The 23,389-nt window shown below is 41.3% G+C and carries 22 protein-coding genes; 3 read left to right on the plus strand and 19 right to left on the minus strand.

The window, feature by feature from the left end; translation table 11 throughout:
* Nucleotides 1-6: 6 nt before the first annotated feature.
* A complete protein-coding gene (locus tag B9N86_RS16960) occupies nucleotides 7-915 on the minus strand; it encodes a LysR family transcriptional regulator (RefSeq protein ID WP_208914338.1) in 909 nt (302 codons plus the stop codon).
* Between the two features lie 114 nt (nucleotides 916-1,029).
* On the opposite strand from B9N86_RS16960, the gene B9N86_RS16965 reads away from it, so the two are divergent.
* A complete protein-coding gene (locus tag B9N86_RS16965) occupies nucleotides 1,030-1,647 on the plus strand; it encodes a histidine phosphatase family protein (RefSeq protein WP_208914339.1) in 618 nt (205 codons plus the stop codon).
* 134 nt (nucleotides 1,648-1,781) lie between these two features.
* On the opposite strand, the gene hcp is transcribed toward B9N86_RS16965, so the two are convergent.
* The 7 genes from hcp to B9N86_RS17000 all read right to left on the minus strand — a co-directional run bounded on the left by hcp (nucleotide 1,782) and on the right by B9N86_RS17000 (nucleotide 10,459).
* Nucleotides 1,782-3,074: a hydroxylamine reductase gene (hcp, locus tag B9N86_RS16970; protein WP_208914340.1), complete on the minus strand. Its 1,293-nt coding sequence runs from the start codon at nucleotides 3,072-3,074 to the stop codon at nucleotides 1,782-1,784.
* 146 nt (nucleotides 3,075-3,220) lie between these two features.
* Nucleotides 3,221-3,451 (minus strand): DUF3953 domain-containing protein, encoded by a 231-nt coding sequence (locus tag B9N86_RS16975; protein ID WP_208914341.1) that lies wholly within the window; start codon nucleotides 3,449-3,451, stop codon nucleotides 3,221-3,223.
* A 157-nt stretch (nucleotides 3,452-3,608) separates the two neighbouring features.
* Nucleotides 3,609-7,931 carry a discoidin domain-containing protein gene (locus B9N86_RS16980; RefSeq protein WP_208914342.1) on the minus strand — a complete coding sequence of 1,441 codons (4,323 nt, stop codon included), beginning with the start codon at nucleotides 7,929-7,931 and terminating at the stop codon, nucleotides 3,609-3,611.
* An 847-nt stretch (nucleotides 7,932-8,778) separates the two neighbouring features.
* On the minus strand, nucleotides 8,779-9,003 hold the full coding sequence (locus B9N86_RS16985; protein ID WP_208914343.1) for a hypothetical protein: 225 nt from the start codon (nucleotides 9,001-9,003) through the stop codon (nucleotides 8,779-8,781).
* On the minus strand, nucleotides 9,003-9,224 hold the full coding sequence (locus tag B9N86_RS16990) for a hypothetical protein (protein WP_208914344.1): 222 nt from the start codon (nucleotides 9,222-9,224) through the stop codon (nucleotides 9,003-9,005). The genes B9N86_RS16985 and B9N86_RS16990 overlap by 1 nt, the downstream gene beginning before the upstream one ends.
* A 165-nt stretch (nucleotides 9,225-9,389) precedes the next feature.
* Nucleotides 9,390-9,911 carry an NAD(+) diphosphatase gene (locus tag B9N86_RS16995; RefSeq protein WP_208914345.1) on the minus strand — a complete coding sequence of 174 codons (522 nt, stop codon included), beginning with the start codon at nucleotides 9,909-9,911 and terminating at the stop codon, nucleotides 9,390-9,392.
* Between the two features lie 62 nt (nucleotides 9,912-9,973).
* Entirely contained in the window at nucleotides 9,974-10,459 is a 486-nt protein-coding gene (locus B9N86_RS17000) for an NTF2 fold immunity protein (protein WP_208914346.1), read from the minus strand.
* 304 nt (nucleotides 10,460-10,763) lie between these two features.
* Here B9N86_RS17000 and B9N86_RS17005 point away from each other — a divergent pair, with 304 nt between their 5' ends.
* The gene (locus B9N86_RS17005; protein WP_208914347.1) at nucleotides 10,764-11,702 is read left to right on the plus strand and encodes a helix-turn-helix transcriptional regulator; all 939 of its coding nucleotides are present in this window, start codon (nucleotides 10,764-10,766) and stop codon (nucleotides 11,700-11,702) included.
* Nucleotides 11,703-11,756: 54 nt separating this feature from the next.
* Entirely contained in the window at nucleotides 11,757-12,335 is a 579-nt protein-coding gene (locus B9N86_RS17010) for a type 1 glutamine amidotransferase family protein (RefSeq protein ID WP_208914348.1), read from the plus strand.
* 161 nt (nucleotides 12,336-12,496) lie between these two features.
* On the opposite strand, the gene B9N86_RS17015 is transcribed toward B9N86_RS17010, so the two are convergent.
* The 11 genes from B9N86_RS17015 to B9N86_RS17065 all read right to left on the minus strand — a co-directional run bounded on the left by B9N86_RS17015 (nucleotide 12,497) and on the right by B9N86_RS17065 (nucleotide 22,981).
* A complete protein-coding gene (locus tag B9N86_RS17015) occupies nucleotides 12,497-13,306 on the minus strand; it encodes an ABC transporter permease (protein WP_208914349.1) in 810 nt (269 codons plus the stop codon).
* A gap of 5 nt (nucleotides 13,307-13,311) precedes the next feature.
* On the minus strand, nucleotides 13,312-14,106 hold the full coding sequence (locus B9N86_RS17020) for an ABC transporter permease (RefSeq protein ID WP_208914350.1): 795 nt from the start codon (nucleotides 14,104-14,106) through the stop codon (nucleotides 13,312-13,314).
* Nucleotides 14,103-15,098 (minus strand): ABC transporter ATP-binding protein, encoded by a 996-nt coding sequence (locus B9N86_RS17025; protein WP_208914351.1) that lies wholly within the window; start codon nucleotides 15,096-15,098, stop codon nucleotides 14,103-14,105. Before B9N86_RS17025 ends, B9N86_RS17020 begins: the two co-directional genes overlap by 4 nt.
* Nucleotides 15,099-15,638: 540 nt before the next feature.
* On the minus strand, nucleotides 15,639-15,911 hold the full coding sequence (locus B9N86_RS17030; protein ID WP_208914352.1) for a hypothetical protein: 273 nt from the start codon (nucleotides 15,909-15,911) through the stop codon (nucleotides 15,639-15,641).
* Between the two features lie 354 nt (nucleotides 15,912-16,265).
* On the minus strand, nucleotides 16,266-16,475 hold the full coding sequence (locus B9N86_RS17035; protein WP_208914062.1) for a hypothetical protein: 210 nt from the start codon (nucleotides 16,473-16,475) through the stop codon (nucleotides 16,266-16,268).
* Between the two features lie 193 nt (nucleotides 16,476-16,668).
* Nucleotides 16,669-16,809: a hypothetical protein gene (locus B9N86_RS17040; protein ID WP_208914061.1), complete on the minus strand. Its 141-nt coding sequence runs from the start codon at nucleotides 16,807-16,809 to the stop codon at nucleotides 16,669-16,671.
* Between the two features lie 271 nt (nucleotides 16,810-17,080).
* A complete protein-coding gene (locus B9N86_RS17045) occupies nucleotides 17,081-17,353 on the minus strand; it encodes a transposase (protein ID WP_208914353.1) in 273 nt (90 codons plus the stop codon).
* Between the two features lie 186 nt (nucleotides 17,354-17,539).
* The gene (locus B9N86_RS17050) at nucleotides 17,540-18,814 is read right to left on the minus strand and encodes an MFS transporter (RefSeq protein ID WP_210190589.1); all 1,275 of its coding nucleotides are present in this window, start codon (nucleotides 18,812-18,814) and stop codon (nucleotides 17,540-17,542) included.
* A 51-nt stretch (nucleotides 18,815-18,865) separates the two neighbouring features.
* Nucleotides 18,866-20,560, minus strand: a complete 1,695-nt coding sequence (locus B9N86_RS17055) for a ribulokinase (protein ID WP_208914355.1) — start codon at nucleotides 20,558-20,560, stop codon at nucleotides 18,866-18,868.
* Between the two features lie 16 nt (nucleotides 20,561-20,576).
* The gene (locus B9N86_RS17060) at nucleotides 20,577-21,683 is read right to left on the minus strand and encodes an MDR/zinc-dependent alcohol dehydrogenase-like family protein (protein WP_208914356.1); all 1,107 of its coding nucleotides are present in this window, start codon (nucleotides 21,681-21,683) and stop codon (nucleotides 20,577-20,579) included.
* Nucleotides 21,684-21,862: 179 nt separating this feature from the next.
* On the minus strand, nucleotides 21,863-22,981 hold the full coding sequence (locus B9N86_RS17065) for an ROK family protein (protein ID WP_208914357.1): 1,119 nt from the start codon (nucleotides 22,979-22,981) through the stop codon (nucleotides 21,863-21,865).
* Between the last annotated feature and the right edge of the window lie 408 nt (nucleotides 22,982-23,389).

Here is a 23,389-nt window from a genome sequence, read left to right on the forward strand (position 1 = left end):
ACTCCTTTATAGAACCTTAGTGTCCAAATGATGGATAACTAGAGAGATGAAATCATGTACAAACATCTCCTGATGCTCCTTACTTCTCGTGCCCAGCATAATAGAATTCGATGAAGAAATTCCCGGCACATCCACTCTAGCAAGTACGCCTTGCATCAATAAAGGTTCAGCTACCAAGGAAGAAACAAAGCTTACTCCATAACCAGCCATTACAGCAAGAATCGTCTCATGCAGCCCATTGAATTGCAATTCAATTTGGGGAGGATTGATCTGTTGTTCCCTGCATAGCTGAAGTAATCTTTCTCTCGCTGCACTTCCCACTTCTCTCATTATAAACGGTTCTGATGCAATTTCTTTAAACGTAACCTGCTGCAATGCATACTTATGTCCGGGTGCTACGACGAACAAATACTCATCCCTGTATAGCTCTGTACTTTCAAACACATCTGGATCTGCGAAGGGCACACCCATGTCGCTGTAGATTGCCACATCTACCTCAAAGTTGAGTAATTTCTCAATCGCTTCGTGCGAGTTGACCGTCGTAATCTGAACTTCAACGGCAGAGTATTTTTGTTTATATAGAGAAGCCCACTTCGGAATGAGTACACTCGTAGCTAGATAGTTTCCGGCAATCCGTAACTTTCCTTCAGGATAGTGATGATAATCTTCGATCAAATTGTGTACCTGCTCCTCGATTGCAAATATCTTTTCCAGCGGCTTAATCAGCTTCTTCCCTAATGGCGTTAGAATCAGCCCTCTACCTTGGATGTTGAACAATTTTATGTTGTTCTCTTTTTCAAATTTGCGAATTTGTGCCGAAATAGCTGGTTGGCTAATATGTAATTTTTCTGAAGCTTTCGTTACACTGCCAGTTAACGCCACATAATAAAACAATCTCAGTGCATGAAGGTTCAACGGCATCTCCACCTATATATAAAAGTTATACATATTCGATATTATATATTATTCGTTTATATGTCTACATATTATACTAGACTAGACTTACATTTCAATGAGGAGGACTACAGGATGGAAACTACGTTATATTTGACCCGTCACGGACAAACCGAATGGAACCTGGTAAGAAAGATGCAGGGACATATGGATTCCCCTCTTACACAACTTGGGGTTCAACAAGCCCAATGGTTGGGTGGGCGCTTGTCCACCATTCCGTTCGATGCAATTTATTGCAGTTCCAGTCCCCGAGCAATAACTACGGCAGGTATTATATCAGGTCATCGGTTCTCGGAGATCGTGAAACTTGATTCACTAAAAGAAATTAATATGGGACCTTGGGAGGGCCAGTATATCGAACAAATTACACAAGATTCCCCTACTCCATTCCATCAATTTTTCAATGAACCTCATTTATACCAACCTATGGGCCAGGGGGAGAGCTATAGTGAATTAATGAGAAGAGCGCTTCCTGCAATCCAAGAAATCCTGACGAAACATGAGGGCCAACAAGTGCTTATTGTAACTCACCGGATCACGTTAAAAGCGATTATGAGCTACTTTATGAACAAACAGCTGCATGACATCGGGACCATGCCAGACATTCTCCCAACTGCTCTATGCCAAGTTACAGTTCACAGTGGAATTCTGAACGTTGATTTATATGGTGACACCACTCATTACCAGAATTAACCTTACTCTCCAATTCATATTCTTGTTCCCCTTTTTCAAAAAAAGACACTAACATGACGTTAGTGTCTTTCAATTTTATTTCTTTCATTATTTTCTTCATGAATAGCAATCCATTCACTATCAGCATCTGTAACCTATGACAGTGCCAACATCGCATTCATGTCTTCCTCAGCCGTGGTAATCAACTTCAATCCAAAGAGCTCTACCAGCACTTCCAGCACGCCAGACGAGATAAACTCAGGCGGCTTCGGTCCGATCCGAATGTCTTGAATGCCGAGGCTGAATAAGCCCAGCAAGATGGCGACCGCTTTTTGCTCAAACCAAGACAGCACGATGCTGACAGGTAGCTCGTTCACGGTACAGTCAAAAGCATCAGCCAAGGCCAGTGCAATTTTCACAGTAGAACCGGAATTATTGCATTGCCCAAGGTCAATATAACGCGGAATGCCCGTGTCTCCCACGGTGCCATAATCTACGTCATTAAAGCGGAATTTTCCGCAAGAAGTAGTTAAAATGACAGTATCGTTCGGCAAGGAAGTCGCTAACTCCCGGTAATAATTTCCAGCTTTGCCCGGCGCGTCGCAGCCTGCAATGACGAAAAAGCGGCGGATATGCCCGTCTTTGACGGCCTGAATGATCTCAGGAGCAAGTCCGATCACTGTTTCATGGTGGTATCCAGTCGTGAGCACTTGTTCTGACTCTACATCAGCCGCAGGCAGCAATAAAGCGCGCTCAATCAATGGGGTGAAATCATCATCCATGATCTTTGCTACACCTTCCAGCCCTGCTACTTCATAAGAGAAAAAGCGATCCGCATACGTGCCTTTAATCGGCATTACACAGTTCGTGGTAGCGAGAATTGCACCCGGAAACTGCTCGAACAGTTTGCGCTGATCGTACCAGGCTTTGCCGATGTTGCCTTTCAGATGCCCATACTTCTTCAGCGCCGGATAACCGTGTGCAGGCAGCATTTCCGAGTGGGTATAAATGTTGATGCCCTTTCCTTCCGTCTGCCGCAGCAGTTCCTCCAGTGCATACAAATTATGTCCTGTCACCACAATGCAATGGCCTTCAATTTTATTCTGGCTGACTGTGATCGGCTGTGGGATGCCAAAGCGATCTGTATGCGCGCGATCCAGCACATCCATGATCCGTACCGCTGCATTTCCGACCTTCATCGCCATGTCCAGATGCTCCTGCGTATTAAAGTTGGAGTTGGTCAAGGTCATGTACAAGGCTTCGTGGGTGATACGATCCACCTCAGGATCACTATATCCTAGTTGCCTGGCATGTGTCGCATAGGCTGCAATACCTTTTAATGCAAAAATCATTGTATCCTGCAAACTCGCTATAGTTTCATTCTTGCCACACACCCCAACCACGGTACATCCGCCATTCGGTGTCTGTTCACACTGATAACAGAACATATCATTTTCCTCCCATAATATAGAAAAATTAGTCGTTATCTACAGCGTAACAGAGCTCCTGACCTTGAGGTGTGATTACACACACATTTTTATATCGAGGTGATTGACAACAATTATTTTCATTCATTTAATCTTCAAACAAATTTTTAGGAGAAAGAAGTATATATTGAAATAAATATGTTGAATCCAGATACAAGAAAAATAATATAAGCAAATGCCTTTCGTTTTTCTTGCAGTTCAGAAAGGCCCATTACTAAGAACATTACTCCTAAGAAGAAAACCATAAAAGGCATTACTACAGCTTTATCAGTTATTAAAAAATAGATAGCTAAAATAGATGCAATGAGTCCAAACACAATTCTTAATATTTTTAACAAATGAACTCCCTCCCAACTTTTCCATAATTATACTACATACATGAGGTACTTAAAATTATTTATTCAAAAACAGGTTGACTTGCTTATTGCCACGACTGATTAAAAAATAGCCCTTGCCCATTGGGCAAAGGCTATCATCTTACTAAAGAAAAAGTACTTACTTAACACTTAACATACGCAAAATCATCACAATCGCCTCAGCACGCGTCGCCAGCTTCTCTGGCGCAAATATATGCTCGCTGCGTCCTTGGATTACTCCTGCTTGATAAGCTGCCGCTACATACGGCTGTGCCCATTGCGGAATTTGAGCGGTATCCTTAAATGTAAGCTCCTTCACATCAGATAATGATATACCCATGGCTCGAACAATAATCGCTGCCATTTCTGAACGGCTGATTTGTGCTTTCGGACGAAAAGTTTGATCCTCATAGCCACTGACAAGACCTGCTTGCAAGGCTTGTGCTATCGCAGGACGTGCCCAACTCTGAATATCCTTTGCATCCTTGAAAGATAATGGGCTTCCTTCACCTTCAAGCTTCAAAGCTCTAACAAGCATCGCTACAAATTCTTCTCTGCTTATCGGTTTATCTGGTCGGAATACCCCGCCATTGTAACCTTTGACAAAGCCAAGCTGGATAGCCTGGTTAATATAACCTTCCGCCCAATGACCAGCGATATCTCGCAGCGTAGTAGTGGAGTTATCATGGCCGGCCCCTTTTTGCCCAGTATCTGTACCCTTATCATCCTTACCGTCCTTGCCACCCTTACCATCTTTAGAATCCTTAGACCCTTTACCATCCTTAGCATCAGGCACAGTTCCAGGAGATGTAACGGATCCCGGACCCGTATCACTTGGATACCATGGGGAGCCAGTTTCTGCTTTAATCTTCACACGGAAATCTTTGCTCAATAACGCTTCTCCCTTAGTAAACGTAGCCGTTAGAACAAGCGATAAATCGGATTGTCCCGCTGCAGGACGTTTCAAAAGCTGTCCGTCAGCGTTCAAATAAGCTGGATTTGAGCTACTCCATGAAATTGCAGTATCATAGGCGCCTTTCTTAGGAAGCAGTATGTTCGATTTAATCACTTCACCATCCTTGATCTTTAACAAAGCAAGCTCATCCTCAATTGTGAGCATATCACGAGCTTTGCTTAGCGCAGATAATGCAGTATCAATTACTGGCTTCGATGCGGATAATTGATTTATTGTAGCTCCCGCTGTTTCCAAAGCTTGCTGCAGACCTTGCCAGCCTTGTTCGGAATACTTTTCTCGCTTCAGCTTCTCATCATGGATGCCTGTGATCAGATCAATTAGCGCTCGTTTATCTCCGCTTTTGTTCTTATCACTAAACACTCCGAACTCCTCAAAGGAGTATCCGAAGATTGTCGCCCTCTCAACCCCTTCGAATTTGACGTACCTAGCTTTTGTATTGTTAAAGTTAATGACCTCATAACCGCCTTTGCCGTCAATAATACCATTATTCGTGGTTGTAACATTCGTCCAATTTTCTTTGTCCTCGGACACAAGTATTTTATACTTCGTACCATAAGCTGTCTGCCACGTAATAGCCACCTTATCCATTTCCATCGATTCACCAAGATCTACAAGGAACCAAGCTTCATCTGTCCATTCACTTGACCATCTCGTATCCGCTTTTCCATCCACCGCTTTATCCGGTGTATAAGAAGCAGATTCAGGATTTGAAGACTCGGCGAGCTTATTTAAGGCTAGATTGCCATGCAAGTCGAGTTTTGTATTCAGTACTAAGACTTGGTCAATCACACCTTTGAACGCATTGGTGGAACTACCTATTTTCTCCATCGGCAATACAAAGGTTTCAAGTTTGGATCCATCCTTCAACGTTGCGGAATATTCGCCACCATTAATAAAAATCGATGTACCAGCGTCATCCCCTGTCAGCACGATATGTGTCCATTTGTCAGTAGGAATTTTATAGTCGAACACGCTCGTATAATTTTCTTTCGTAAAGCCAATTTTCCCGCTATTCCCCATGTTAGACTTTAACTGTCCATCAGGCGATTCCAGCAAAACAGCGTCGCTTGGATTGTCGACATCCGGCTTAATCCACATCGAGAGTGTCCAGCCAAAGCCAAGTGAGCGAAGTGGCGTTTGAATATAGCTAGCTCCCCCGTTAAGCTTAACCCCTTCTCCGAATATCCCTTCCTTTAGCTCCACATTATGATCAGTAGCATCATAACCATTACCGGAGGCATCGCTAAACCCATTTTCAAATGAATACTCAATTACCTTATTGTCCTGATTCTTGACATCTACCTTATGCGCTAAGTTCACATTTGGCGGATCTCCAAATTGAGCAGACTCCGATAGGAACAATTGAAAATTGTTATCTGATCTTGTGCCAGACCACATTTTTTCAGAAAGCACCTGCATAGAAGGCAAAATTCGTCGATGGGAATCCGCCATGGACACACCCTTTTCAACGGAAATGTCATTCCATAGAGCAAACATGCCGCCCTTCACTTTAGGATGTCCATATGGAAGTACATTTTCAATCCAATCGATAGGCTCCCACTTATTATAAATATAATCATAGTTCAAATAATTCCTATATAATTGCGGTACGATATAGAGCAGATTAGTGTTGACATTAATAATGTCATAGCCAAGCTCAGCCGCTTGCTTCGCACTACCATATGGCTCATACCATATGTCCATTGTCGCTTCATTACTTATAGGAGTGTTACCATCATATTGAGACAGGCCGCCCCATACCCGTGCATGCTTTCCTTTTCCATTTATATGGTTGATTAATGTGTCCATATATTGTCGGAATGCTTCCTTGTCACTTCCAAAATATTCATCCATACCGATATGAACATCAGGACCTATAAATGTAGGATTGTCGCCATCGATATATTCATCAAATAAGCCTTTGACAAATGCGATCGTTTCGGGTCTAGTTATGTCCAACTGCTTACCTTCACCTAAAGATGGATCATAATCAATGAAAACACCAGAATGTCCAGGCGTATCGATTTCTGGTACTACATTAACGCCATATGCCATGCCTAGCCTTTGTAGCTCCCTTAATTCATCCTTCGTATAGAAGCCATCCTGACTTGCCAGTCCAGGATATCTCTCACTTTCCAGACGGAATGCCGCCTTCTTACCGTTAGCAAATGGCGTTCCAACATCATCATTAAGATGAATTTGGAACCGATTCATTTTGTAATAGGACATCAACTTCACATAGTCTTGCAAAAAATCAATGGTATAAAACTTACGAGCTACATCAAGCATAAAGCCGCGATTTTCATACTTAGGATAGTCACGAGTAATCCCCATCGGCATGCGAATATGTTCAGCATCATGACTTAAGATTTGTAGAATCGTTCTAGTTCCATAAAATACACCTGTTATGTCTGTAGATGTAATGGAAGCGTATTCATCAATATCTAATATATAACCCTCTACGCCAAGATTAGATAGTGCTGTATCAATCGATAGATAAATATCCCCTGAGCGCGGCGCACCATATTCAATCTCAAGATTAAGCTTGGTTAGATCCTTCAGATCTTGCTTCGTCGTCTCAGCTGCTTGCTGCAAGGTAGCCTGATCCGCTGGATTTACGACAATTCTTGATGCTTCCGTTAGCACAAAATCCCCTGTTCGCCCAAGCCACTCGCGCAATGAAGGAATAACCCTTGGCTCTGCATTTAAATGCCCAGATTGCGTATGCTCGCCCGGAACAGTCACAAGTAAGTTATCTGTTAGTTTATGTTCGGGATCGCTCTCACTTTCGATCTGCAGCAGCAGATGAACGTTGACATCTACCATAGGCGTATGAATATTTCCTTCCTTGTCAATGACAGGCAGGCTGTCGGTGCCCAGCAGTGTTAATTTATAACCTTCACGAATTGAAGGAAGTACTACGTTCTCTTGGTCTTTCTCTATGGAGATGGCTTCCTTTACCTCCTGCATAATCTCAGGCAATACATCTCTTTCCTCATACACTTCAAATTCAAAAAATGAATACCCATACAGCACACCTTCAACAGGTCTTCTCTCCACACCTTGAAATTTTACATATCTCGCTTCCTTTTGCTCAAACTCGATAGCCTCATTTCCCGGGCCTTTCGCTGTCAAAATTCCATCATCCACCGTAACATTGCTCCAATTTTCATGATCACTGGATACTAGAATCTTGTAAGTATTCGCTGGTGTTTGCCAATTAATGACCACACGGGATACTTGTTTAATCTCACCCAAATCCACATAAAACCATTGATCATCCTCTGCTGCTGAGGACCATCTTGTTTTGGGATCGCCGTCTACCGCATTTTCAGGTACAAGCCAATCCACTTCATTTCCTGATGCAAAGGTCGGCTGGCCTAATGCAAGATTGTTTGATGAAGCAACTACTTTATCCGATTTAACGATGCCAATCATGAAAGCGATTACCAAAAATAGCATCACAAAAGCCTTTTTATTGTTCATCCCTGTCCTCCCATTGATATGGATTATAGTCATTTCTAAACTACCTCTTTTATTAACCCCCTTTCGAAAAAAAGCGCTTTCAAACCTTATTACTCCAACGTTTTCTTTTACAAATTTATTATAGGTAATTGCTTTCTTAGTTTCGATATACTTATTTTTACTTTTATATACAGATGTTGATGCTATTGTTAATCTTGTTACTTGGCTCGATATTTTGCCGACGTCACATCTTCAACTAGTCCCAGTCCATATAAGATGTGATATCAAGCTTCTTTTTCCCGCAATTAGGACATGTCAGCACAGTTGTAGTTGGGGAGAGTTCTTCTAACGGTTCGGACGGCAGTGGTTCTGAGCATCGGGAGCAATTATAATTTATTTCATAACGATCAGAATTGGACTTAATCTGCAAGAACAGCTCATTGTGCAAATTGTTGCATTTGCCACAAACGAATAGTGCTTCGTAACTGTCGTGCTTAGCACTCTCATCAGAAATGAATGCCGTGATCCGCTGACGAGCCTCTGTATTCTTAATTATCGGTAAGATTGAACTTAGGTACATATGGCTGAATCCAATACCCAAAAACACATCACGACTGTATGTACAATGTTTGCAATTTAGTTTATAAGCTGTCCCCACACCATTACCTGCTTTCATCATAGGATTACTTTTCTATACATCATTATCTATCCTACACACCCTATGTGCTTCTCCGTACTTCTCCAGAGCATTTACGAGTCCTTCATTGTTCCTTCGCTGACAAGCTGGCCGCTGTCCAGATTCAGAGCTCTGCGAGTGAACATTTTGTTGTTATCAGGCACGCTAGAGTGTGGAATCCCAAATAAATAACTAGTGCCGTTTATCGTTTCGGTCATACAGAACCCCATGTACCAGTTCGCCTCTGTAGTTGCCCGCTACCAATTCGCACAAGCACTCCACATCATACCGCTTTAGCTTCACCACAATCTTGGTGTTATAAAAATCGTACCTCGGTACCGTGCGAATGGAAGCAATATACGGTGTTTCTACGGTTTCATCAGCCACTACAGCGACACTGTGGATCCTAGCCAGCATCACCAATCGCCGCAGTTCATCCGGATTCCAACATAGTAGGGCCCCAACTTGACTTTATGCTCTTTGTTCGAGCCCATGTAGGAAGTAACACACCATTGCAGTACATGATATGGGTCTTCAATTAAATTATAGGTTTGAAATAAGTAGGTATCCATCAGCTTAACTGCTTTATCTGCAATACGATTTCGGATCGACTCAGGTAGTGCATCGTATGAAAACATAGTCTCATCCTTCCATAAACATCGTAACCATTGTTCCCTTGTAGGTCATAGCTGACTGCTGTCGGCACGATAACCAGATAACGCCCCCGTGGACTAACATGTATATATTCATCTTAGTAAGCTCTTTTCCCAACTGCACAGTTCTACTGTTAATTCGCCACTTCTTTAAGTAATTCTGTTAGGCCGCCCTAAGTCATCTGCTTCAATTCGTTCAAGTATAGTCAGTAAAAAAGACTCCGCCAAACTCCCTTTCATAATAACCTTTCTGGCTTCATCAAAAGCAAACCACTCAGCATGCTCAACTTCCTCATTAATTTGCATAAGTGTCGCATCATGTGCTACAGAGACGAAATTTAACATCAGTGTATTGGAGCGTTCAAAATACAGGCTTCGCATGTACTTGTACTCATCCACATGCAGTCCAACCTCTTCCTCCACCTCACGGATTAACGTCTCTTCCGCTGATTCCCCTCGATTGACATAACCAGCCAGCAAAATGTAATCTTTCATATTATATTGCCGGATCAACAGCACCTTGTTCCGTTCTTTGTTCAGCACTGCTGTGCTTATCGCCGTACTAAAGATAGGAAAGCGAAACACCTGACATGAATCACAATACGGGATCAATCCTTCTCCTTCACATTCCTTGGAATGTAATTCCGTTCCACACACATAACAATACTTCATCACTCATCCACCTGCATTCTATGAAATAAATAGTCCATTTCATTATATATTTCTTTTGTGATTTATCTCGTTCCAAATATCATGAGAAGCTTTCCATTTTCTTTTGCAAGAGCAATATAAATGACCCCGCCTAGACTTCCCGGAGGAAGAGTTCCTTCGATAATCCAAGCTTCTGCAATAGGGTTATAGCTGATAGCGAAGGGAGTTTCCTCCAAAAAATGAGAATAATACTCCGCTAAATAGGAGAAGATTGCCGTTGCAACTGCATGCTCATCTGTAAGCTCACCAAAAGCAATTTCATCTCCAAACCGATTTTGCTGGAGAAGAGTGTCGCGATCGGCGAAATAGAGTTCAAACCTCCCATATAAATTCTCATCATCCAAATCACGTTCTACAAAACCATATTCGATGACTTTTTCCTTTTGATAAACGTTGCTTTTGCTCTTTTTCTTATAGTCGACCCGTACGGTGATTTGATTGACTCGAAGCCGGTCACGTTCTCGCTCCTGCTCCGCTATTAATTGCTCCAAAGCATCCATAAAGCTCATTTTGAATCACCCTCAAAGAGATTGTTGAGATCAGGAGGAATCTATGCACTTCCATATATTTACTCCATCTAGTTGTGAATTATAACACAGGCTTAGACTTCACCTAAAAGGTGCTCCTCTCTTTGGCTGATGTTTGTTCGACAAACACCATTCTACCAAAGATTCGGAGCCCTTTTCACGTTTTCAAAGAGTCGTACTTTCGAAATCAGGGTTAATTACTGTTTAACGTAATACAAATAACATCGTCAGGACGTTGTGATATAATATTTCACAAAATAAAGTAATACTTGTAGAAGGTGATTTTTTGAAGATTGATAGGTTGATAAGTATCATTAGTGTATTAACAAATAAAGAACGAGTTACTGTACAAGAATTAGCGGATAAATTTGAAGTATCTAAACGTACAATATTTCGTGATTTAGATACATTAAACATGGCTGGAATTCCAATTGTTTCTTTTCCCGGGATTGGAGGCGGAATTTCAGTATCAGAGGGATATAAGTTAAATAGAAGTATTTTATCAGAAGAGGATATTAAAAACCTATATGTCGGATTAAGTGGATTGAGAAGCATTAAAAGTGAAGGCTCAATACAATATTTAATAAACAAGCTTTTGCCTAAAGATGAAAGTTTGATAATTGCTGAAAGTGATATAATCATTGATCTTTCATCATGGTTTGAAGAAAGCGAAATGCAAAAAAAGGTCAAAAAGTTACATACCGCAATTTTGAATAGGCAATGCATTGAAATGGAATATATTTCTAAGCACTCTCAATCCAAGAGAATTGTTGAGCCCCATAAACTTGTTTTTAAGCAGACATATTGGTATTTATATGCTTTTTGTCTGAAAAAAAATAATTTTCGCTTATTTAAACTATCCCGAATATTATCCTATGAGGTATTGGATAGCATATTTTGCTATAGACCTAATAGTGAAATCAATTTCGATATAAATAATAATATTTCTTCTACCTCTGAATACCCTATAGAAGTTTTATTAGAGTGTGACAATGAGGACAAATTTTATATAGTAGACAAAATAGGTTCAAAATATTTACAGCCTAGTGATGATTGTGAAGTTAAAAAATGCTTGATTCGCTTTTATACTTCTAACATTGATTGGGTCGCAGATTTAGTTATTAGCCTTCAAGGGAAGGTTCGTGCAATTCAACCAACATCGCTACGTCATACAGTGAAGGAAAAACTTGAAAAAATGTTTTCCTTCTATAAAGATGACATATAGATGTCATCTATTGCCCTGTAGAATGACAATAAATAAAGAAAGGGAGTTGAGAGCATGAAAAAAGAAATACTTGTGTTTATTTCGGAAAACTATGCAGACTGGGAAAGTGCTTTTATTTGCTCAGAGCTGAATAAACCAGAAACAGGATTCATCATTAAAACATTGGCAATTAATAAAAATCCAATAAAATCAATGGGTGGTTTCACGGTTGTTCCAGACTATTCAATAGCTGAAATTCCAATACATTTTCATATGCTTATCTTAGTGGGTGGAACTTCATGGCTGAAAAGTGAGAATGATGTTGTTAAGCAAGTAGTTGATTTATGCATTAAAAAAGGTATTCCGATTGCAGCGATATGTGATGCGTGTACTTTTTTAGCAGATAAAGGATATTTAGATGATAAAGAGCATACAGGCAATTCACTAGCCTATTTAGAGGAGTATGCACAAAGCTATAAAGGCTCGAAGCACTTTATTGAAAAGCAAGTTGTTTCAAAAGATGGATTGATTACTGCTAACGGAACATCAGCGGTTGAATTTGCTAAAGAAATTCTTAAATATTTGCAGGTAATGGAAGAAAGCAAACTAGAAGATTGGTATCAAATGTTTAAAATGGGCTTTTATAAAGAATAAAAAATTTGTAATTCGAAAAGCCGCGTGAAACCAACACATCCAGTCTAATGTAGTGTGTGTAGGGTCTCGTCATTTATAAAACATCATCGCGCTAAGCGGATAATAGGCTGCTGAAATGATTCAGCAGCCTATACACCAGCAATTAAGAACAAGATGAGTTTTTAATTACTTGCACTCGTGTAGCGCTTAAGCCCCTGTAAGAACAAAACTCTGACCAAAGCAAAGAATAGAAACGGCGCACATATTCCCCACACTAGACCAGTTAAAGATAACTTGTCTAACACATAGAGAGGGGCGATATTCGATACAAGAAAAATTGGAAAAACAAACGTACCAATAGCTTGAATCATCCGATTATAGATGACCATGGGCATCGTATTCGCTTCCCATAGCTGCGCCCCAAGGTTATACAGACTAGATGTATTGGTAAACCAGAAAGCCAAAACCTGCGGGAGCATCATCAGAGCGTATGTCATGACTCCTCCACCGATAATATAGCCCGCGTATCCTATCAATTGTATGGCGTTTGTCTCAAGCCCCAATCGCTGCCAAGCCACGCAAACCAGACCTATGCCCACGATGAAATCAGGGATACCCATCACATTGATTAATCGTAAGGAAAGAATAAATTGAAGAGAAACCGGCTTAATCAAGTACATATCCATCGTTCCATGTCTGACGTGCCCCTGGAAAGCGAAAAAGTTGTTTACAAAAAAGAAAGCATAGATCGCTGTCATAATAAAATAAGTTCCCATAAACAACAAAATATGATCCGGGGTTAATCCTGCGATATCCACACCTGATCGATACACTACAATTACATAGACAAAATGGGTTAGAAGGGATGCCAATGATGCAAAGATTTGCATGAAGAAATTAATCCGATATTCCAGCTCGTTCAGTATGCAATTTTTTACAATTATTGAATAAATGGCTCCATACCGTCTCGCGCCCTTTATTAGCGAATGCATATTGCCTACCCTCCTACAGCACTGTATTTTTTGTTGCCCAGTCCCCAGCAAATTCTGGATACCACGGACATGATCACGATCCAAGTTAATTGTAGACCGATCCCTATCCATATCTCGTTCATTTCATACCGTCCATTTATGATGTTGACTGGAAAGAAAATGGTATACGTAAATGGTAAAAAGTTAGTCAGAGATGATACGGTCTTTCCGAAAATATCCAAAGGAAAAATTCCACCACTTAATAATGTAATAAAAAACCCCATAGCGAAGTAGAAATACCAGATCTCATCCAACCAGAATGCCAGAGCACTAATGATATGGTAGATCAGAAAATTGAGAACAAAAGCAAACACTAGTGCAAGCACGAAAACTGGGAATCTAAGCCCACTTGTCGCAATATCGATCTTAAAGGCTATAAGCACCGTGTAAATGATCAGAAACGAAATGGTCAAATATACGGCTTTCCCTCCCATGTATGACGATATCTTATACAAGGTATATGAAGCTGGTCTGTATAAGAAGCTACTTAATTGGCCGTGTTTAATATCATTGGAGATTTCAAATTGAATGCCGGAAGATATAATTTTAGATATCACCGCTGAGAAGACCGTATACAAGAACATCTGCTGGAATGTGTATCCAAAAACAATAGCATCTCCACTCGCTTCGAAAATTGATCTCCACATAAAATATTGAATGACAATCGGTAGAAATGCACCGAGGATATTAAAGAAAAAGTCGACTTTGTACTCCAGTGAACTTAATAAGCTTAACCTGAAGACGTAAACATATTTTTTCATCGGAGTTGATTCACTCCTTTCCTCTCGTACAGCCAAGTGATGGCTTCTTCGATTGGAATATCATGAATATCGACATCTTCAACCGGGAATTCCGACATCAATGCTGCAAGTGCTTGTTTGACTTCGTGCCTGTCGATTTCAAGAGTCACTTTAGAATCAGTCAGGGAGATGACCTTTCCAAAACATTGGAGATTGTTGGCGTCAATCTGATCAGAGAACTGAAGCTTAATGACCTTTTTATTAAAGATGTCATTAACCTGATTTAGATCACCGTCATAAACCACTGTTCCCCCGTTAATAATGACGCTTCTTTTACACAGATCCTGTATATCCTCCAAGTAGTGACTTGTGAGCATGATCGTCGTTTTATTTTCGCGATTATACTCTTTGAGAAAGTTCCTTATGTTTTTCTGCGAGATAATATCCAAACCGATTGTAGGTTCATCCAAGAATACGATCCGTGGTTTATGCAGAAGGGCAGCGATCAGCTCCATTTTCATTCTTTGTCCAAATGAGAGCCGTCTCACCTGCATATGCATGCAATCCTGAACATTCATTAACTCCACTAACTCCGTCAGATTTCTTTTATAATCCTTCGTATCGATATCATACAAATATTTGATGAGCAAGAAAGATTCACTCGCGGGAAGATCCCACCACAACTGATTTTTCTGGCCCATAATAAAGGAAATTTGTTTTTTTAGTGCAGTTTCCCTCTTCCATGGCACATATCCTAATACGCTAGCCTCGCCAGCGGAAGGATACAAAATACCAGATAACATTTTCAATGTTGTTGTCTTGCCTGCTCCATTCGGACCGAGGAATCCAATGATTTCGCCTTCATCGACATGGAACGAAATCTGGCTTACCGCGGTTTTCTCTTCCGTCTGTCTGGAGAATAGACCTTTAAATGCTCCTTTAAGCCCTGGTTCCTTTTTTGTAAATGTGAATGCTTTTGTTAGATTGTTTACCTCAATTACCGTTGATCGCATGTTGACTCCTCCTAAAAATTCTGGTTTTTTAGAAGGAACGCAAGTGTATGGTTGCATCGGAGACAGATTTGTAAAAAAACAAAAAAAGCCGAAAAACCCTACTAAGGGCTCCGCTTCGGCTCAAGATAATGATAACCTTGCGTTCCCGTAATGGTCAAAATAGGCAGACGAATCCCTTGGTCTAAAATAGGATTTTTTCTGCACTACTCAATAAAATCGACCATTACAGGTTTGCTGGCATTAAGAATTGCTCCTTCCAAATATCTCCTATACTCTAAATTACGTCTATATTAATTGAATGTCAATTAGGTTTTCTAAATTTGCTTGTTATGAATAGGTTGAGAAAACGGCAGCCACTTAACCGACTGCCATCTCTTCGTTCTGATTGAGCTATCGTTTCCCGTTAGCTTAATGAAAAACTGACTTAAATCCTCGAAATGCTATGGGAGAATCCAATGAACAGAAGCGTGAATATGGTGTTATACGATGTTGCACACTCCTTGAAATACGGTCAAAGCTTCTTAATATGATAATTTCTTGTTAGAATAAAAATAGTAAGTGTTTGTTTTCTTTCATCTTCTTTATAAATTTAACGATTCCTCGAATAATAATTATTGATAAAATGATAATAATGACTGGAGCAATTTCTAAAATAAAAACAGGAACTAATGCTGATAATGAAACGAAAATCTCGTAAATAAAAAAATAATCAACTATTCCAGCAACTACGAAAGACATTACAATCAATTGAAATTTCTGATAATAATAACTAAGCTTATAATAGGCTCTTCTTAAGTAATCAAAAGCTTTCATACTTCACCTCAATGCAATTTATTTACAATATGCTACGATTATGTTTAGAAATGGTTTCAGGTGTTTGTGTAATTGTGTATATCGATTAATTTGCGAACTTCGCAATTAATTCCATACTTGGAGTTATTCGCGAAGCGTTTAAACTATCCTGCCCGTTAGCTTAATGAACTAAAGCAGTGAAATGTAGTTAAATGCTTATCTAATCGGTAATCAGACTAGGTTATTGTCCTTGGCTCGGGACAAGAACTTGTACCGTAAAAACAAAAAAAGCCGCTAATTGCGACTTTCAAAGGGAACATCTACTTTTCCCCCGACACATGTACGTACCGGTTCCGGTCATTTATAACACTCCCTTCACTCTTTCTTTTTTTTGAAGAAATCGAACTTGATCACATAATCAAAGAGAAGGGTGATTGCAACAGCTCCAAGTGGAATCATTGCGTATGCCCAAGGCGGATTATTTGGAGCTTCACCAGGGGGTGCATCAATTAAAATCTCAAAAAGAACAACACAGTAAATTACGGCCAATACAATACCTGTTACGTTCCTATCTTTTTTACGCATAGCTATTTTTCACCTCCCTTAACATGAACAACCACTGAAAATAAATCCTCTTATGAAAATTCAAAATAATTATATTGCTTTAATTGTATTTAAACCATTTTCAAGCAACAATATGAGTTGGCCATGCCACGAGCATTCCTCCAAATCCATATGGGTAACTATTCCACAATTTATTTTAACACGAAATTGAATTCTACTGCCCGTTGGTCCGCCCCCGCCCACGCAATGCGGCAGTCGCCGGATTATCGCCGTTTAAGACGGCAAAGTCGTCAGCAGTCTGAATCCAACAGGCGGCGCTTGGCGGAGGTATATTCATCCATGTCGCGGTGCCCATAAAAAACTGTAATCCATAATTGAATTATTCTGCCCGTTAGCTTAACAGGCTTAGACACTCATCTAATCGGTTAAGTATCCAAGTTCTTGTCAATTTCGGCCAAGTATATAAGTTCTTGTCGTTGAGTTAGGACAAGAACTTATATACTTAAAACAAAAGAAGCCACATTTTATGCGGCTTTCAATGTCTATATGTTCCGACTAGCGCTTCGATGGCTTGGTAGGTTTGACGTCGCTTTGCTCTTGTCCTCTTTGCAGTTCCCATAACTTTTTTAGATGGCATTTTCCGCTCGCAGCCGCAGGACTTCTTCCTCCAAGGTTTTAGCCTTCTTCGGTCTCCCGTTCTTCGAACCCGTCGATGCTCCTCTCTTTTCCTTGAGCCCCTCGATCCCTTCCCGCTCGTAGTGAGCCACCCATCTTCGAACCATCCTATCGTCGATGCCCAAGTCCTTGGCTACCGTCTTGTAGCCAAGACCTTCCTCCAGGAACATCGCAACTACCTTGCGCTTGAATTCGATGTCGAATGTCTTCCGTACTTCGCCCATGAAAAAAAACCCTCCAAGTAGACTTTCATGCGCTTTTTACACACTATCTACTTAAAGGGGATAATATCATTACCGCGGCTTCGTATGCATATAAGTTTTTGACCTCCGACAGCTCACAGTTGGCTCCAAGTATATAAATGGTTTTGCTCTAACAATTTCATAAAACAACGTTAAACCTCAAGTTGTTTAAGCATTCACAATTTCATGACTTCCTTCGCTGGTAGCCTTTTGATCTTTTTTATCAGGCAGTGTAATAAAAATCATGATGAAGCTTGATGCCAGGAATAAACATGCAAACATCCACGTTATCCCAGTATATCCGAGAATCCCAATGAAAAGGGTTACAAGGACGGGGCCTACAAAGGCACTGAGACCAGCCCCTAGATTCAGGATCGACATGGCCGCCCCTTTTTGCGTTTCAACAAGAGAAGGTACCAGCGCTGACAACGGCACATACCCGCTGAGACATGCTCCCCATAGTACGCCTATGACCTGAAGGACAACGATATTTCCTTCGGCAATTTGTGGGCTGTAAAATAGTAAAAGCGTAAATACGGCTGAGCCTACACCGCCAAACCACATCACGGTATTCTTCCAACCAATCTTATCGCCCACAATGCCAAATATCAGGTTGAAGACAATGTTGCCGATAAAGATCATGGCCCAGAGGTGTAACCAGGAAGCTGTGCTAACGCCTTGACTCTCCATATAAAGAGGCATATAAATAGGGAAACCAAACTGTGCAGCTGTATTAATAATTCGAACAATACCGGCTAATGCGACTTTAGGCTCTTTTTTTACAATGGCCAATCCGCTTGCGATATCCTTCAATTTGTTGCTTGTTTTACTTGATGCAGGCAGATTCAATCGTTCTCCGCGATTAATAATGAGGGCGAACAGAGCACCCATAAGTGCCCATACTAAGGCGGTCCATAATGTGTTTATCGCTCCCAGATGTTCTAATGCCCATCTGGAATAGTAGGCCCCGATTACGTTCATTCCGCCGGTAAATACGAACCAGAACCAGCCAACAGCCGAGCCTAACTTATGCTGAGGCGTCTGATAAGCAATCCAGACAAGGAAAGAATACGCAAATAGTGGATAGCCTAGCCCTTTAAATGCGTAAGTTAGCAGCATGACCACAAAGGATAGATTGCTGACACCTAATCCTACAAAACCTGCCGAACCCAGGATATACAGAATAAGACCTGTCAGCATCGCCTTCTTTGGTCCAACTGCATCAACAAGCACACCGGAAAGAAATGAAGAAAGAGCGATTGTGACGCCATACACCGTAAATAACATACCGGATTGCTGCACAGTGAGCCCATGTTCTACTAAATACGGACTTAGCCACCCTGCCTCCAGGCCGTCTCCCGTCATGAATAAAAGAATTCCAAGATACCCCCAGGCAAGCGAAGAAGGAATCCCGATCCTGTCCAGAAAGTTTGTACCTTTCATAAATATCCTCTGTCCTTCCATATCGAGATCATTAAATTACATGTTCATAGATCATTTCCCGGTCTCTTTCCGTTCCACCATGGTTTTAATCTTTATCTTTTTAAGACGTTTAAGAGGACTGTCTGAATTTCTGCCAAAATAATCGTGCAGTGTGACATACTCTGAATACAGTTCATCATAGATTTGCCGATGTTCAGGTCTAGGTGTATAGGTCTTTTTGATTCCTTTGCCCATCTCTCTACCTGCACGTTGGATGGTGTCGTATCCGCCTTGACGACTGCCGGCTGCAACAGCACCCAGCATGGCTGCACCCATAGCCGTTCCTTGCTGTGTTGCTGCAATATGAATCGGCTTGCCAATAATATCGGCGAAGGTTTGCATAATAAACGGGCTTTTTTCTGCAATGCCACCGGTTGCGATTATTTCTCGGATGATTACTCCATGATTGATAAAGTTTTCAATAATCATTCGCTTCCCAAAAGCGACAGCTTCTACTAACGACTTGTATATTTCTTCAGCCGTTGTAGCCGTGGTTAATCCGAAAATGGAGCCCGTCAAATCCGCATCCACCAGGATGGAGCGGTTGCCATTCCACCAGTCAAGGCTCAATAGTCCGCTTGCTCCCGGTCTAATATTGTCTGCTTTCTCGTTAAGCAGTTCCAACACTTTTTTATTAGCTGCTCTAGCTTCTTCTTCAATACGTTCTGGCACGCAATGTTCAGCAAACCAGGCAAAGTGGTCTCCCATACAGGATTGACCGGCTTCATATCCATAAAATCCAGGCAGGATGCCATCTTCACAAACTCCACTGATGCCTGGTACCTTGATATCGCTATTACTTACCAGCATATCGCAGCCGGAAGTACCCATAACCATTAATAAAATGTCCGGTTTTGTGATACCGCTTCCAATTACTGCAGCGTGTGCGTCGCCGATCCCCACCGATACGGCTGTGCCTACGGCAAGGCCGGTCCACTGTGAGCTTCCCTCCGTAATTTCTCCGGCTTTATGGCCTACTGGAAAGATGTCTCGAGACATTTTTTCATCAATCACTTGCTCCAGTCTTGGGTCAAGGGCTTTAAAGAAAGCAGCCGAAGGATACCCATTCTGTTTATTCCACATGGCCTTATAGCCTGCTGTGCAGCTATTTCGTTTTTCTACACCCGTCAACTGTAATGTGATCCAGTCCGCCAACTCCATAAATCGGTCCGCAGCCTCATAAATCTCAGGCGCCTCATTTAAAATTTGCCAAATCTTTGGAAACATCCACTCTGAGGAAATTTTCCCGCCATAATCAGCTAGAAAATCTTCATCCCTGGATGCGGCAATTTCATTCAGCTTATCCGCTTCTTCCGCAGCTGCATGGTGCTTCCACAGTTTCACGTAAGCATGGGGATTGCTTTTAAACGCATCGATCATACATAAAGGAGTTCCATCTGCCTTAGTAGGGAGCATCGTGCATTCGGTAAAGTCCGTACCTACTCCAATAATCTGTTTTGGATCAATGCCAGAATTGTTTAACACTTCCTGAATTGTAGTGGAAGCGCATTTGAGATAATCGGCAGGATGCTGCAATGCCCAGTCAGGACCGAGTATGGTAACACCGTCCGGCAACACTTTATCTATGATTTTATGAGGGTATTCCCTTTCCGCAACAGCTATGATCTCTCCTGTGGCCACATTAGTTAGTATGGTTCGAGTGCTTAATGTGCCAAAATCAATGCCAATTACAAATTTTCTTTTCATCGGAATTCACCTTTTCTCAAAATGTGATCGCTACCTTGAAATCGCCATATTTCCCTGAAGCGTATTCAAACGCTTCTTCCCACTTCTCAATCGGAAAATAGCGGGTGACGATATCATTGGTTTTCAAATTTCCATTCGTAATATTTTCAATGACAAACGGGAAGCAATACGGACTCAAGTGAGCACCCAAAATATCCAGTTCTTTGCGATCACCAATGATGGACCAATCCACTGTAGTCGGTTCACCAAATACACTGAATTCTACAAAACGGCCAAGCTTTCTGATCATACTCAATCCCTGTGTAACACTGGAAGGGTGTCCAGTAGCTTCGATGTAAATGTCACACCCGTAGCCTTCTGTCATATCCAGAATCGTCTGAACTACATCGGTTTCTTTTGGGTTAAGCACAATGTCCGCGCCAAATTCTTTAGCTTTTTCAAGGCGATTCTCGATCAGATCAAGAACGATTAAGGTTTTCGGATTTTTCATTCTTGCGTAAGTGACCATCCCTAATCCCAGCGGGCCTGCTCCTGAGATAACCACAACATCCTCACAACCAATCTGTGCACGATCTACAGCATGCTTCGAGCAAGCATAGGGCTCAATCAGCAAAGCGGATTCCAATTTCAATGTCTCAGGTACTTTATGAACAACAGCCGTTTGCGGATATCGTACATACTCAGCCATCCCACCATTGTTGTCTTTTTGGAAGCCGAAGATATTATGAGGCTGACACATCCAGTATTGACCACGCTTACAAAATCTGCATTCCTGACAAGGCACGATTTGATCTGCAGTTACACGGTCGCCAACCACAAAATCCTGTACATTCTCTCCAACTTCTACTATGGTTCCCAGAAACTCATGGCCTGGCACGAAGGGCGGCTGTACCCATTGTGGCTGTGAATCGTCTCCCCAAAACATCGCTGCCCCATGAAAGCACTTCAGATCGCCTGCACAAACACCACAAGCCTCCGTTTTGATAATCATATCGTCGGGCCCGCACTGTGGTGTAGGAAAGCTCGTTTCAAGTCGATAATCACCTTTGCCATATGATACAAGCGCTTTCATAGTTGCTGGTAATGTTTTGCCCAAAACTTTTTCGTTCGAATGTTGCTCCATGTTTATCCACCTTTCAATCTTAAATATGTTTTATAAAACACTTTTACTTAAGTGATTGATATAATCATATTACTACCCTATTTTGTTGTCAACCTCAAAATAAAAAAAGCTGGATACTTAGGGGTTCAAGTCCCTTTAGTAACCAGCTTTTATAACCTGTTTGCACGGTTGCAAGCTCATTAAATCTGATCAATAAATTCTTTTATAAATGGCAAAGCAGCACCGGCAGCGATCGCTTCCGTCTTATAGTTACAAGTCAACAAGAAGTCAGCGCGATGTTCAAACGTATTGCGTAAAGAGACCAGCTTCTTCAAAGTATCAATGTATTCATCCATAAAAGCTCCCACATAACCGCCGAGAATAATATCACAATCAAATAACATTCTGATATTATTAATGGCAATCGAAAGATACCATAGATACTGATCCCATATTTTAAGCTTATCGGCTTTTCCTTCTTTGACCTGATTAAAAAAAATCTCCAGACTTCCGTTGCCTGCATCTGCCAGTAGTGAAGCGGAGCAATACGCTTCCAGGCAGCCCATCTGTCCACAGTAACAAGGAAATCCATCCGGAACAATCGTTATATGACCGATCTCCCCGCTCTTCTGATTTTCTCCCGTATATACCTGCTTGTCTATGTAGACGGCTCCCCCAATGTTGGTGCTTAAGGAGATATAGAAGGCGTTGGTCATCTCCGGTCTAACCCACATTTCCGAAATTCCGGCTGCATTGGCATCGTTAATCAGTATGGACGGATATGGGATATATTTTGCAAACTGCCGCAGCGTCTCTCCTGTAAAGTCCAAAATTTTTCCGTAAAAAACAGTTTGATGGTCTTCCGTAATTAGGCCTGGCACAGCAATACCGACGCCTAAAATTTTCGATGGTTCTAATTCTAAATCCTTCACCGTTTCCTGAACCATCATGCCCAATAGTCGGAAGTACTCATCCGTTCTTTCAAACGGCTCATTTTTTCGTTTAATTTGAATTACATTTCCACTTAAATCCACAGCAACTATGGTTATTTGATGTCTGGTAATATCTAATCCAATCGCTGCTTTAGCATTACTTACACAGGAATAGGCTCTCGCTTTTCTTCCTCCTGTGTTGCCAATGGTTCCTGTATTGGCGATTAGATTTTGTTCAAGTAATAGATTTAAATTTTGCGTTACGGTTGGCAGACTGAGCTGCAGCTGATAGGCGATGTCCTGCTTGGACAAGCTTTCATTTTGACGCAGAAGTTTATAGATCTGATTGCGATTTATATCTTTAATACTGACTGACTTGGCTTTCATGGCAGCCTCCTGAATTTACAAAACAGTTTTGTAAAAGTTATCATCCGATTTTTATATTATTGTAATGTTTTTGCCCAAAAACTTCAATAAAGCTTTTTACGTAATAGAAGGTGCACGGCGTAAATGATGCGATACACTAAGGCTCTTTCGTTACATACGGCATGTTCTATTCAATTACCACTTGAATTGCACTTTTTCTCTATCCACGAAAAAACAAAAAAGCCGCTACTTTAAGCGACTTCTTAAGCATTAAGCAAAGGCTGCGGATCAATCTGCCGGCTGCTTTTGCATATATGGGGCTCTTGTCCGGGCCATATGACAGTGGAAACTTTCTTAGTCCCATTGCTTCTTCTGTATTCCAGCTAATATTCTTTCTACGGGAGCCCATCCTATAAATTTTGGTTGGGT

The organism is Paenibacillus uliginis N3/975 (assembly GCF_900177425.1).
In the GTDB taxonomy this organism is placed as follows: domain Bacteria; phylum Bacillota; class Bacilli; order Paenibacillales; family Paenibacillaceae; genus Paenibacillus_AQ; species Paenibacillus_AQ uliginis.

Excerpts from the sequence above, each read along its gene's own strand:
- B9N86_RS16965 (WP_208914339.1), top strand. The coding sequence starts at position 1,030 with ATGGAAACTACGTTATATTTGACCCGTCACGGACAAACCGAATGGAAC.
- hcp (WP_208914340.1), bottom strand. The coding sequence starts at position 3,074 with ATGTTCTGTTATCAGTGTGAACAGACACCGAATGGCGGATGTACCGTG.
- B9N86_RS16980 (WP_208914342.1), bottom strand. The coding sequence starts at position 7,931 with ATGAACAATAAAAAGGCTTTTGTGATGCTATTTTTGGTAATCGCTTTC.
- B9N86_RS16985 (WP_208914343.1), bottom strand. The coding sequence starts at position 9,003 with ATGCTGGCTAGGATCCACAGTGTCGCTGTAGTGGCTGATGAAACCGTA.
- B9N86_RS16990 (WP_208914344.1), bottom strand. The coding sequence starts at position 9,224 with ATGTTTTCATACGATGCACTACCTGAGTCGATCCGAAATCGTATTGCA.
- B9N86_RS16995 (WP_208914345.1), bottom strand. The coding sequence starts at position 9,911 with ATGAAGTATTGTTATGTGTGTGGAACGGAATTACATTCCAAGGAATGT.
- B9N86_RS17000 (WP_208914346.1), bottom strand. The coding sequence starts at position 10,459 with ATGAGCTTTATGGATGCTTTGGAGCAATTAATAGCGGAGCAGGAGCGA.
- B9N86_RS17010 (WP_208914348.1), top strand. The coding sequence starts at position 11,757 with ATGAAAAAAGAAATACTTGTGTTTATTTCGGAAAACTATGCAGACTGG.
- B9N86_RS17015 (WP_208914349.1), bottom strand. The coding sequence starts at position 13,306 with ATGCATTCGCTAATAAAGGGCGCGAGACGGTATGGAGCCATTTATTCA.
- B9N86_RS17020 (WP_208914350.1), bottom strand. The coding sequence starts at position 14,106 with ATGAAAAAATATGTTTACGTCTTCAGGTTAAGCTTATTAAGTTCACTG.
- B9N86_RS17025 (WP_208914351.1), bottom strand. The coding sequence starts at position 15,098 with ATGCGATCAACGGTAATTGAGGTAAACAATCTAACAAAAGCATTCACA.
- B9N86_RS17030 (WP_208914352.1), bottom strand. The coding sequence starts at position 15,911 with ATGAAAGCTTTTGATTACTTAAGAAGAGCCTATTATAAGCTTAGTTAT.
- B9N86_RS17035 (WP_208914062.1), bottom strand. The coding sequence starts at position 16,475 with ATGCGTAAAAAAGATAGGAACGTAACAGGTATTGTATTGGCCGTAATT.
- B9N86_RS17040 (WP_208914061.1), bottom strand. The coding sequence starts at position 16,809 with ATGGGCACCGCGACATGGATGAATATACCTCCGCCAAGCGCCGCCTGT.
- B9N86_RS17045 (WP_208914353.1), bottom strand. The coding sequence starts at position 17,353 with ATGGGCGAAGTACGGAAGACATTCGACATCGAATTCAAGCGCAAGGTA.
- B9N86_RS17050 (WP_210190589.1), bottom strand. The coding sequence starts at position 18,814 with ATGAAAGGTACAAACTTTCTGGACAGGATCGGGATTCCTTCTTCGCTT.
- B9N86_RS17055 (WP_208914355.1), bottom strand. The coding sequence starts at position 20,560 with ATGAAAAGAAAATTTGTAATTGGCATTGATTTTGGCACATTAAGCACT.
- B9N86_RS17060 (WP_208914356.1), bottom strand. The coding sequence starts at position 21,683 with ATGGAGCAACATTCGAACGAAAAAGTTTTGGGCAAAACATTACCAGCA.
- B9N86_RS17065 (WP_208914357.1), bottom strand. The coding sequence starts at position 22,981 with ATGAAAGCCAAGTCAGTCAGTATTAAAGATATAAATCGCAATCAGATC.